Source organism: Solibacillus sp. FSL W7-1436 (assembly GCF_038007305.1).
Lineage (GTDB): Bacteria > Bacillota > Bacilli > Bacillales_A > Planococcaceae > Solibacillus.
The window spans coordinates 2,250,123-2,261,760 of sequence record NZ_JBBOWV010000001.1 but is presented as its reverse complement, the minus strand read 5'-3'; the positions used below and the strand labels follow the sequence as shown (position 1 = coordinate 2,261,760).

9 protein-coding genes are annotated in these 11,638 nt (G+C 39.9%); 2 read left to right on the top strand and 7 right to left on the bottom strand.

Annotated elements, in window-relative coordinates:
* Positions 1 to 229: 229 nt before the first annotated feature.
* On the bottom strand, positions 230 to 394 hold the full coding sequence (locus MKX73_RS11075) for a hypothetical protein (RefSeq protein WP_340717481.1): 165 nt from the start codon (positions 392 to 394) through the stop codon (positions 230 to 232).
* A 142-nt stretch (positions 395 to 536) separates the two neighbouring features.
* Between MKX73_RS11075 and MKX73_RS11070 the strand changes: the two genes are divergently transcribed.
* Entirely contained in the window at positions 537 to 824 is a 288-nt protein-coding gene (locus tag MKX73_RS11070) for a transposase (protein ID WP_340717480.1), read from the top strand.
* A gap of 74 nt (positions 825 to 898) precedes the next feature.
* Here the strand turns inward: MKX73_RS11070 and MKX73_RS11065 are convergent, their stop codons facing one another.
* The 3 genes from MKX73_RS11065 to MKX73_RS11055 form a co-directional block, all read right to left on the bottom strand.
* The gene (locus tag MKX73_RS11065) at positions 899 to 2,248 is read right to left on the bottom strand and encodes a TrkH family potassium uptake protein (RefSeq protein WP_340717479.1); all 1,350 of its coding nucleotides are present in this window, start codon (positions 2,246 to 2,248) and stop codon (positions 899 to 901) included.
* A gap of 104 nt (positions 2,249 to 2,352) precedes the next feature.
* Positions 2,353 to 3,117: a TerC family protein gene (locus MKX73_RS11060; RefSeq protein WP_340717478.1), complete on the bottom strand. Its 765-nt coding sequence runs from the start codon at positions 3,115 to 3,117 to the stop codon at positions 2,353 to 2,355.
* A gap of 391 nt (positions 3,118 to 3,508) precedes the next feature.
* A complete protein-coding gene (locus MKX73_RS11055; RefSeq protein WP_340717477.1) occupies positions 3,509 to 6,556 on the bottom strand; it encodes an efflux RND transporter permease subunit in 3,048 nt (1,015 codons plus the stop codon).
* Between the two features lie 227 nt (positions 6,557 to 6,783).
* Between MKX73_RS11055 and MKX73_RS11050 the strand changes: the two genes are divergently transcribed.
* A complete protein-coding gene (locus MKX73_RS11050) occupies positions 6,784 to 7,548 on the top strand; it encodes an NRDE family protein (RefSeq protein WP_340717476.1) in 765 nt (254 codons plus the stop codon).
* Between the two features lie 235 nt (positions 7,549 to 7,783).
* Here the strand turns inward: MKX73_RS11050 and MKX73_RS11045 are convergent, their stop codons facing one another.
* The 3 genes from MKX73_RS11045 to MKX73_RS11035 form a co-directional block, all read right to left on the bottom strand.
* Entirely contained in the window at positions 7,784 to 9,355 is a 1,572-nt protein-coding gene (locus MKX73_RS11045) for a peptide chain release factor 3 (RefSeq protein WP_340717475.1), read from the bottom strand.
* 66 nt (positions 9,356 to 9,421) lie between these two features.
* The gene (locus MKX73_RS11040; protein ID WP_340717474.1) at positions 9,422 to 9,982 is read right to left on the bottom strand and encodes a VanZ family protein; all 561 of its coding nucleotides are present in this window, start codon (positions 9,980 to 9,982) and stop codon (positions 9,422 to 9,424) included.
* Between the two features lie 76 nt (positions 9,983 to 10,058).
* Positions 10,059 to 11,528, bottom strand: coding sequence for a UDP-N-acetylmuramoyl-L-alanyl-D-glutamate--2,6-diaminopimelate ligase (locus MKX73_RS11035; RefSeq protein ID WP_340717473.1), 1,470 nt, complete (start codon positions 11,526 to 11,528; stop codon positions 10,059 to 10,061).
* Between the last annotated feature and the right edge of the window lie 110 nt (positions 11,529 to 11,638).

Here is an 11,638-nt window from a genome sequence, read left to right as displayed (position 1 = left end):
CTTTCCGCGGGCGTGGCCTGAGCCTGTAGTCTCAGGCGTCACGCTATTCCCGCAGGAGTCGCCCTGCATTCCAATCAATTTTTTAAATATCCGTTTTTTAATAATGTCTTTCCTCTTATTTAACGGTTATTCTACTTATGTCCCGGCCTCTTTTTTTTTGCTGAACGTTAAAATATACGGTTTCTTAATTAAGACCTATGTTCCGATATCTTTTTTATGAACTGTAAACTTATTTATTATTCGACTTAGAATCCGTTTGTTTTTTTTCCGGACTGTTTTTAGATTGTTCTTCTGTCAAATCATTGTCTTCACGAAGATCCAAATCATCCGGATTTAATTCTGGTCCAACCTCTTCTTTCATATTTTGACGGTCATTCCCTTTGTTTTTCTCCATATATATCACCTCCATTTTATAAATTAACCATTCGGCCATTATCTATTCTGCCGATATGGTTAAGCAGAGCTGCAGCCAGCCTACTCGTTTTATACCCCAAAAAAGAGGGCATAATTCAAATAAGAAGAAAGGAGTGCTATTTTTGAAAATATTTTTAGTTATTTCCAGCATTATTGTTCCGCTTATTATGGTTGTTATAAGAAAGAAAATCAGTAAGTCTGCCATTATTTTCAATATATTCGCTGTTATTTTTGTCATCATTTTCGGCAGTATCGCATCCACTTCCATTTATCAGATCATTATTGACGATGCTGTATTTATGACAAAAATCCACGGTTTATTTTTAAATGAACTCTTTTTGATTTCCGGTGCATATATCGGAGTGTTTACCATTTACAGGCTGATGATTCTCACATTGCATGAAAAATAACTGTGCTTCCACAATTAAAGAACGCCCATTCCCTCAAAAGGAAATGGACGTTTTTACGTATTGTTTTAAGCTGCTTACCCGATAATGATTCTTTCCTTCGGGAAATGGTACTTCTTCTTCTGGGCAGACCCTCCGATTGAATACAGGAAAGAAATGAGCCCTACACGCCCTACAAACATGAGCACCATAATGACCATTTTCCCGAATGCCGTTAAGTCCCCTGTTATGCCAAGCGACATCCCGCAGGTTCCGAACGCTGAAGTGATTTCAAATATGACTTCCATCATCGTTGCGCGGGATTCTGTAATGAACAATATCATCGCAGCGCCGAGCACCATAATAATCGCAAAGATCAGCACCGCAAACGAGCGGAAAACATCGATTACATGAATTTCCCGGTTAAAGATTTGAATTTCCGACTGCCCGCGGGAAAATGCGATTAAAAATAAAATGACAATTGCAAATGTCGTTGTGCGGATTCCGCCCCCCACAGAACTTGGTGACGCCCCGATAAACATCAGCGCACTCATAAAGAGCTGTGTCGCCTCATTAAACGATGTTACGTCAAAGGTCGTCAAACCGGCCGATCTGGTGGAAACCGATTGAAACATGGCTGTAAATACCGCCTCATGCCATCGCATTCCTTTAAATGACTGGAACGACTCGATTATAAAAATAACAACTGAACCGAAAATAAATAAAGCAACATACGTAAACGTCGTAACCTTTGTAAATAAGCTGAAGCGAAATGCCGGATCCTTTTTCGTTAAATAGGCCTTCACTTCAATTAATACAGGAAAACCGATTGCTCCAAGGAAAATTAGAATCATACAGACAAATTGGATGAAATAATCATGGTGGAATGGTTCCAGACTCATTCCCGTAATATCAAAGCCTCCGTTTGTTGTCGATGAAATGGCTGCAAACAATCCATTGATCGCCGCCTCTTCCCATGTTGCAAAATAACGCTTAAAGTGAACCGTTAATATGAAGGCACCGGTAAATTCAATCATAAACAGCAGCTTGGCAATTTGACGAATCAATGCAACGACACCCGATAAATTATACTGATTATGGTCAATCATAATGAGCTGACGTTCACGCATACCGATTTTCTTACCAAACAACAGCCATAAAAACGTACCGATGGACATAATTCCGATCGCACCGAATTGCAGGATCAGCAAAATCATTGCAAGTCCAAAGCTGCTGTAGGTTTCTGCAACAGTAACAGTCGTTAAGCCTGTTACACTGACTGCACTAACTGCTGTAAACAGACTATCTAAAAATGATACGTGTACGCCTTCCAGATGTACTCCCGGAAGACGCAGCAATAGAAACGCAATTAAAATGGCTACAGAATAATAAGTGATTAAAATTTGGAAAGGCGTGATTTTCCGCTCTTCGAACTTTTTAAAAGGCATATAATGGCCTCCGATAATTTATTACATTTTTTCTAGTATAATGAATATCATGAAAAATGAAAAGAAGATACTTCTAATAGTTGAAGTATCTCCTAAATCATTTATTATTCTGCTTTTGCTTTTTTGTTTTTGTACACACTTACTAAATAGCCGCCCACTGCAAGTCCAAGGAGCACCACCCAGAAGATGCTTTTCCATAATGTCGAGTGTGGGAAGTGAGGATCGATAATAGCCAGGTTCTCATGTCCTAATGCCAATACAGCCAATTTGACACCTACCCAACCTACAATTAAAAATGCCGCAGTTTCCAATGTCGGATAGTCGTTTAACAGCTTGACAAACATTTGTGCCGCAAAACGCATAATGACAAGCCCAATAAAGCCACCAAGGAACATAACAGCGAATGGACCGGCATTAATTCCGCCAATATGGTAATCACTAATATGCGGTAAAGTCATTGCAATAGCTACTGCTGCAAGCATCGAGTCAATCGCAAACGCAATATCCGCAAGCTCTACTTTTAATACCGTCATCCAGAAACCAGAACCTTTACCTTCTTTGATTTCCGACTCCTCATCCTGCTTTTTAAAGTGATTATCGTATAGATGTTTTATGGATATGAATAATAGATAAGCCGCACCAAGCGCTTGAATTTCCCAGTATTTCGCTAAGAACGTAATAAGGAACAGTGCGATGAAACGGAATACGAATGCACCGAACAATCCGTAAAATAATGCCTTTTTCTGTTGTTCTTTTGGTAAATGTTTAACCATTACTGCCATTACAACTGCATTATCTGCAGCTAACAGCCCTTCAAGGAATACTAATACAAGTAAGACCCATGCGTATTCTAATAAAATTGCTTCCATGAAATTTCTCCTCCTTATTATTTACTTGTACCCAATAAATTAGGTGTTAATAATGTAAATTTGAAAAAATACCCTTTTTGGCCAAAAAAGAAAAGACCTCTGCCTATGTAATATAGGCAAAGGTCTTGCTAAGCACATAATGCTATCACACCCGATGGCTCCTAACCATGTAATGACGAATGTGAAATAAGTACATTTATATATAGCGCTTATCTAGTAAGACAGGCTGCTGCATAAATCTCTTATAGCTACTCCCCTTTGACAAATGTCAATTGGATATTCAATTCAATTATTATACTGCTATTTTACCGATAACATCACGAAAAATCAAACCATTCTTCTAAATTTCATCAAAACTTTACAAAACGATCTTTAAATACTTTTTTCTGAACTATTGTTTTGCTTCTTTTTCAATCATACTGTATATGATCGGTACGATAAATAATGTTAAAATTGTTGAACTGATCAGTCCCCCAATAACGACAACCGCCATTGGCTGATTCATTTCTGTCCCTTCGCCAATTCCTAACGCTAATGGTACCAACCCTAAAATAGTCGTCAAAGCCGTCATTAATATCGGTCTCATCCGGTCCTGTGCCCCGGTAATAATAGCATCGTTTATATTTAATCCGAGCTGTCGTTTTTGATTGATATAGTCAATGAGAACAATGCCGTTATTCACCACAATCCCCACTAATATAAGGATTCCGATAATGGCTGTGACACCAAGCAGTGTATTTGTTATGAACAATGAAACAGCGACACCGATAACCATTAACGGAACACTGAACATCATAACAAACGGCAGCTTAAATGATTCGAATTGAGCGCCCATTACTAGATAAATTAAAATGACCGCCAGCAGAATGGCTAAAATCATATCTTGTTTTGCACTATCGAACAGTTCACGGTCACCGCCAAAAACAACTTTTGATGTTGCAGGAATGCCCACTTCGTCAACGGCGTCATCAACTTTCTTTGAAATACCGCTAAGGGATTCGGACGTATTATATTTTACAAATACCGCAACGGCCGATGCCTGATCCGATCTCCGAATCGCCGTTTGGGTTTCTTTTATTTCAACAGATGCCAGCTGCTGCAGTTCGACAAATACCCCGGCATTTGTTCGAAGCTTCATCGTTTTAAGTGCTTCCACATCTTCACGGTACGCTTTCCCGAAACCTGTGTATACACCGAGTACTTCACCATCTTCGGCGATTATCTGCGTTGTAAATGCGCCTCGTGTCATCATATTGACGGTTTGTGCGATTTGTGCAGGCATTAGTCCATATTGGAGTGCATCATCACGATTTACTTCAATTTGAATTTCCTCTTTCACTTCATCCAAATCTGTCGTTACTTCAACAACCGAATCAATCTTTGCAACACGTTGCTGGATGGAAGCGACCGTTTCTTTCAGCTGGGATTCATCGCTGTCTGTCACACGGAATGTTAAGGAATTCGGTGTTGATCCGGAAGAAGATGACAGTGAAAACGTCACTTCCGCACGCTCTCCGATTTCCTGCTGTACTTGTTTTTCAAATTGCTCGACAAACTCAAAAATGGAACGATCTCTTTCCGATAATTCAACGAGCTTGACTGAGATCTCCCCTTCATTTTGTTCACTAGTGCCCCGTGATAAAGATTGCTGATTTCCTCCAATTAAACTGACCACTACATCAACTTCATCATACCCCTTCGCCATCTCCTCGATTTTTGAAACAATTTGTTCTGTTTTTTCTACTGTCGCATCGTTTGGCAGCTCGACAGACAACGATACAAAGCCTTCATCTGTCGGCGGCAAAAACTCAGTACCTGTTTTATATAATGTGAATCCGGATATCCCTACCAAGACGATTGTAATTGTTAAAATCAGACCCCGTCTCTTTAAACTCCATTTTAATGCTTTCATATAATTACGATACAGCCATGATTCATGACGCTTCTTTACTACAGTTGCCGGCTTAGTTCGTAAAAAGCGGCTGGCCAGCATCGGAACAACTGTTAATGCCACAAATAGAGAAGCAATCAGACTAAACGAAATCGTTAATGCAAACTCTACAAATATTTGTCCGATTAACCCGCTTATAAAAATGACCGGCACAAAAACCGCAATCGTCGTAACAGTAGAAGCGGTAATCGCTAAAGCCACTTCCTTTGCCCCATTGACTGCCGCCTCTTTCGGATGCTCCCCGAGCTCTAAATGGCGTTCAATATTTTCTATTACGACAATGGCATTATCCACAAGCATCCCGATTCCAAGTGCAAGGGCACCGAGTGTCATAATATTTAAAGAGAAGTCCGCAAAAAACATAAGCACAAACGTTACGATGACTGAATAAGGAATCGCGATACCAATAATTAGCGGACTTTTTATTCCGGATAAAAAGACGAATAGTACAAGCATCGCAAACAGTCCGCCAAAAATAAGCGAAGAGCTAATATTACCGATCGCTAAACGTACATAATCCCCCTGGTCAAATAAAATAGTCGCTTCGATTCCTTCGTATTGAGGCTCACCCAACAATTGGCCAAGCTCCTTCTGAAAAGTTTCAGAAACATTTGCAGTATTTGCTCCTGACTCCTGCAAAACCGAGATGAGTACAGCCTGCCGGTCATTAGCCCTTGTAATCGTATTCGTTTCCTGCTCTTTTCGTTCTACGTTTGCTATATCCTGAACTTTTATTGCTTCACCTGTTAATGGATTGACCGAAAGCACAACATCCGCTATTTCTTCAGGACTTGTAAACAGGCTTACTACCCGGGTCGTTAACAACTGATTTTCATTTGTACTTAGCTCTGCACCTGGCATTGAAATATTACTCGCCTGAATAATTTGCATCACATCATTTTGCGTTAAATTATTTTGCTCTAGCTTCTGCGCATCAAGCTCAATCTGTACTTCTTCCACTATTTCACCGGAGACGGTTACACTAGCCACCCCTTCAGTCCGTTGCAGCTCCTGCTCAAGTGATTCGGCGATTTGTCTAATATCGACTTCTTCACTTTCTGCTGACAGCGCCAATTGAATAATCGGAAACTGCGAAGGGTCAAACTTCAAAAAGCTCGGTCTTCCCGCATCTTCAGGAAGTGGGACAAGATCAATACGCTGTAAAATATCCGTTTGGACATCATCCATCTTCGTTGACCAATCAAATTCCAAAATAATGAGATTCGAGCTTTCCAACGATGTCGACTGCACTCGTTTAATCCCCGGTAAAGTCGCCAGGGAGGCTTCAAGCGGCTTTGTTACTTTTTCGTTTACTTCTATTGGACTTGCTCCCGGATAGCTTGTCACAACAACCCCAATCGGCGGATTTAAATCAGGTATTAACGTAATAGGTATTTTAAATAATGAAACTGCGCCGAGTATTAGCACGAAAATCATCGAAACAATTGTAAAAACCGGGCGCTTTATAGAAAACTTGCTTATATTCATCGATGGAAAGTCCTTTCAATTTGTCTTTATATTAATTAAAATTCGGGTAGAGCTATCTTTTTCCCTTTTATCATTGGACAAAACTTACGTCATTACAGCAAAATGTTACAAAAAATCATACAAGGCAGGCATTGTTTTAACGCTTTAGATATTCACTTACAGTTCCAGTGAATTATTTTATTTGGCTGGATGGCCTTGCCTACTACAGAAGCTACGGGGGTTTATTTATGTGTTTAATTGCATTTTCCTATAAAGTTCATCCTTTATATCCGCTCATCATCGTTGCAAATCGTGACGAATTTTATGATCGTCCGACAGCGGCTGCCCATTTTTGGGAAGATGATCCTGATATATTGGCGGGGCGTGATTTACGTCAGCAAGGCAGCTGGATGGGGCTGTCGAAAAGCGGTCGTTTTGCTGCCATCACAAATTACCGTGATCCGCGCCTTCCTGAAACCGGCCAATTGTCGCGTGGTGAAATTGTACGGTTGTTTTTAACTTCTACAGAATCGACAGATTCTTTTATTCAGTCACTGCGTTCGAAAAGAGATTCGTACGGCGGCTTCAATGTTTTGCTTTATGACGGCGAAGACATGCATCATTACAACAATATTTATGATGAACACCACATTGTTGACAGTGGAATTCATGGTGTAAGTAACGCTACATTAAATACACCATGGCCAAAAGTAAATACGGCGAAATCTGTACTGGAAAATACAGTCGATAAAGAAACAATCGAAATGAATACCTTAATTTCGCTATTGGCCAATGATGATATCGCACAAGATGAAGTATTGCCAAATACTGGTGTAGGTATCCATCTGGAAAGGTCCTTATCCGCTCAATTTGTAAAACTTCCTAATTACGGCACGCGCTGCTCGACCGCCATTGTTTTTCACAATAATGGAGAAATTGATTTTCTTGAGCGGACATATGAGGACGGCAAGTATAAATTTGACCGGTCTTACCGTATAGATACGGGAAATTGAGTGGATGGCAGAGAGCTGATGCCATGGAGGAGATCCGGGCTCAGTTCTCATTTTTCATGCTTTTGTTCCACTTTCCAGATGAATATTTCCACTTTCACCGCAAAACATTCAACTTTCCCCTTTTTAATTTCTACATTTCAGCCCGAATCTTCCAATAAATTTTCAGGTTCTCTCAAACGTAAAAACCCCGGTAATTTTCTTTAAAAGAAAATCACCGGGGCAAATAAAACTCAGATTATAACAAGCTGTATAACTGAATGTTTTCGTTTTTCTCAGAGAACCAGCGCATCGCAAATTCGTTTTCAAATAAGAATACTCTGTTGTCGAAACGGTCTTTAACAAGCATTGAACGTTGTGAATGCATAGAATCTTTCACATCTTCTTCGTTTTCAATCCAGCGTGCAATCTTACTGCCGATCGGCTGCATAATTACTTCGACATTGTATTCGTTAATCATTCGATGCTGGAATACTTCAAACTGTAATTGACCAACCGCACCAAGAATTACTTCTTCCGTATGCATTGTTTTGAAATATTGAATTGCGCCCTCTTGAACTAATTGCAGAACACCTTTTTGGAATTGCTTCCCTTTCATTACGTTTTTCGCCGAAACTTTCATGAAAATTTCAGGTGTGAACTGAGGTAATTTTTCAAAGTTGAATGTTTTTTTGCCGCCGACTACTGTATCTCCAATTTGATACGTACCTGTATCATAAAGACCGATAATATCACCGGCAACTGCTTCATTTACTGTTTCACGATCATCTGCAAGGAATTGTGTTGACTGTGTTACTTTGAAAGATTTGCCTGTACGCGAAAGTGTCATGTTCATACCACGCTCAAATTTACCCGATACGATACGCACGAATGCGATACGGTCGCGGTGTGCAGGGTTCATATTCGCTTGAATCTTAAAAATGAAACCAGAAAACTCGCCATAATCTACAGGATCGATAAATTGCTCATCTTCCGTAATTCGAGGCTGAGGAATCGGTGCAAATTTCAGATACGTATCAAGGAAAGTTTGAACACCGAAGTTTGTTAATGCCGAACCGAAGAATACCGGTGTCAATTCACCACGTGCGATTTTATCTTCCGAATACTCATTTCCAGCTTCATTCAGAAGTTCGATATCGTCGATAGCCTGTGAATAGTACGATGTTTTTTTCATATCGTTATCAACAGCTAAATGCCCTTCTTCATCAAGCGGCAAGTAGCGGTCGCCTTCTTCTACACGGAACTGTTCGATACGTTTGTTGTAACGGTCGTAAATTCCCAGGAATTCTTTACCCATACCGATCGGCCAATTCATTGGGTATGCATTAATGCCAAGCACTTCTTCCAATTCTTCAATAAGCTCCAACGGCTCTTTCCCTTGACGGTCCAATTTGTTGATAAATGTAAAAATCGGGATACCGCGCATCTTACAAACTTTGAATAGCTTTAATGTTTGGGCCTCAATCCCTTTAGCTGCATCCACTACCATGACAGCCGAGTCTACAGCCATTAACGTACGGTACGTATCTTCCGAGAAGTCTTGGTGTCCGGGTGTATCTAGAATGTTTACACGGCAGCCTGAATAATCGAATTGCATAACAGAAGAAGTAACCGAGATTCCACGTTGTTTCTCGATTTCCATCCAGTCAGATGTCGCAAACTTTCCTGACTTCTTTCCTTTTACTGTTCCTGCGTCACGAATCGCTCCACCGAATAATAGTAATTTTTCTGTAATCGTCGTTTTACCAGCATCCGGGTGACTGATGATGGCGAATGTACGACGCGATAATATATCTTGTTCTAAAGTCATTAATTTCGTCTCCTTTTTTCATACTTTCTTATTTTAAAAGACAACAGTCATTTGTTACAACCTTTTTTACTTTGATGTGCTCATTTTACGTAATCTACGGAATATTTTGAAGAGCATAAAGCCGATTACAATGGCGATTGCATTTAATAATACATCATCGACATCGATACTACGACCAATAAAATATTGTGTCCCTTCAATAAATAACGGAATCGTAAATGCAACGATATGCATGATGCGCCATCCTCTGAATTTTTTCCACAACAGCGGAATAAAAAAGCCAAAAGGAATAAACAGAACAATATTGCCTGCCAGATTATAAAATGCGATATTTGCCAACGGTCCATTCAATTGGTCATAATACAGCATAATTGTTTGTAATGGGGTGAAATTGCTGCGCACATATGCGGTCGAAGTATCAAAAATGATCTGTGCATTCGAGATTTGGAAGTTTGGGATAATCGTTTGAGAAAAAATACTGACGCTGTAAAAGAAGAATACGAGCATCAACAATTCGCGCCTCGTATTTCTTGGTTTATTTTTCATATAGAACATCCGCAATATGCAATAAACCGGGAAGCTCACAGTGCAATATGCCATCATACTAAGTAAAAATGAATGGATCATTTTTGTCACCTCCAAAAAAATCCACCGCTAACGCCATTACGTTAACACGGTGGATTTGAAAAAATTATAGCATAATCTATACAAATTTTAACTTTCCAGCTTCAATCGCAATTTTCGCATCACTATGCGGATATTTCGTATTTTCGATAATTTGGTAGTCCTCATGACCTTTACCTGCGAAAATAATAATATCACCAGGATTTGCTACACTTACTGCATGTCTAACGGCTTCCGCACGGTCACCGATACAGGCATAGTTTTTATGTTTCATACCTTTTGCCAAATCACCTGTAATACTGTCGAATTCCTCATAGCGCGGATCATCCGTCGTCAGAATTACATAATCTGCAACAGATGCTTTTTCCGCCATTGTCGGACGTTTTGATTTATCGCGTCCGCCACCTGTACCAACAAGGAAAATCAATTTATTTTCCGGTTTTTTATATGGCATTGCCGCATTGATCGCTTTTTCAATCGCATCAGGCGTATGTGCATAGTCGATGAACATTTGAATCGGTAAATCCGAATCCACTTTCTCCATACGTCCTTTTACCGGAGGCAGCATTTCAATTTGTTCGATAATGACATCAATCGGGAAACCGCGAGCATAGAACACGGCTGTTGCTGCAAGTACATTATAAATATTAAACTCGCCTAGTAAATGCATTGAAACAGGGAAAGTTCCCTCCGGCGTTTCCATATCGAATTGCGTCATTCCATTTCCATAACTGCAGTTCACTGCACGGAAAATCGCCTTATTATGCAAACCGTAAGTCCAAATCGGGAATGGTGTCATTTCCGCATAGCGCTCAGACCATGGATCATCTGCATTTAAAACGACATGTTTATTTTTTTCCAAGTCTTGTCCTAACTGAGAAAACAGCAAACCTTTCGTGTTGCCATAGTTTTCCATCGTACCATGGAAATCTAAATGATCATGCGTTAAATTCGTAAATACCGCTACATCATAGTCGACACCGGCTAAGCGGCCTAATGCTAAACCGTGTGAAGAAACTTCCATCACCATTGCACGGCAGCCTTCGCTTTTCGCGCGGAAAATCATCTGCTGTGTATTCAATGAATCGCTCGTCGTATTGGCCGATTCATATAGCACTCCATTTAGATTGAAACCGATTGTTCCTGACAATGCCGATTTTTCGCCAAGTCCGATTAATATATTGTGGATAATACCAGACACACTTGTTTTCCCGTTTGTACCTGTTACCCCGATCATCATTATATCCTTCGATGGATAATCAAAAAACTTTGCTGCTAAAATGCCAAGTGTACGTGTCGTATTTTTTACGATTACTTGTGCAATTTCTCCATCTAACTGTAATGGACGTTCAGTAACAATTACAGTTGCACCAGCATCAACTGCCTTTTGGGCGTAATCATGCCCGTCCACCGTAAAACCTTTTATACAAATAAATAAACTGTTTGGCTGTACACTGCGCGAGTCAATCGCAATATCGGTAATCAGTTTCGGTAATTGACCTACAACTTTTTTTTGCATCAGTGTACTTAAAAGTTCTTCTGCATACATAATTCTTTCCCCCACACTTGCAATATAATTGCGAATGATAATTTTCTTCTATGTACTAATCATCATACTGTGCATAGATTGAAATTTCCACGCTTTTCATCATCTGTAAT

What these genes read in the sequence shown, in the direction of transcription:
- MKX73_RS11035 (WP_340717473.1), bottom strand. Translation starts at nt 11,528, where the DNA reads ATGTATGCAGAAGAACTTTTAAGTACACTGATGCAAAAAAAAGTTGTA.
- MKX73_RS11050 (WP_340717476.1), top strand. Translation starts at nt 6,784, where the DNA reads ATGTGTTTAATTGCATTTTCCTATAAAGTTCATCCTTTATATCCGCTC.
- MKX73_RS11065 (WP_340717479.1), bottom strand. Translation starts at nt 2,248, where the DNA reads ATGCCTTTTAAAAAGTTCGAAGAGCGGAAAATCACGCCTTTCCAAATT.
- MKX73_RS11060 (WP_340717478.1), bottom strand. Translation starts at nt 3,117, where the DNA reads ATGGAAGCAATTTTATTAGAATACGCATGGGTCTTACTTGTATTAGTA.
- MKX73_RS11045 (WP_340717475.1), bottom strand. Translation starts at nt 9,355, where the DNA reads ATGACTTTAGAACAAGATATATTATCGCGTCGTACATTCGCCATCATC.
- MKX73_RS11040 (WP_340717474.1), bottom strand. Translation starts at nt 9,982, where the DNA reads ATGATCCATTCATTTTTACTTAGTATGATGGCATATTGCACTGTGAGC.
- MKX73_RS11075 (WP_340717481.1), bottom strand. Translation starts at nt 394, where the DNA reads ATGGAGAAAAACAAAGGGAATGACCGTCAAAATATGAAAGAAGAGGTT.
- MKX73_RS11055 (WP_340717477.1), bottom strand. Translation starts at nt 6,556, where the DNA reads ATGAATATAAGCAAGTTTTCTATAAAGCGCCCGGTTTTTACAATTGTT.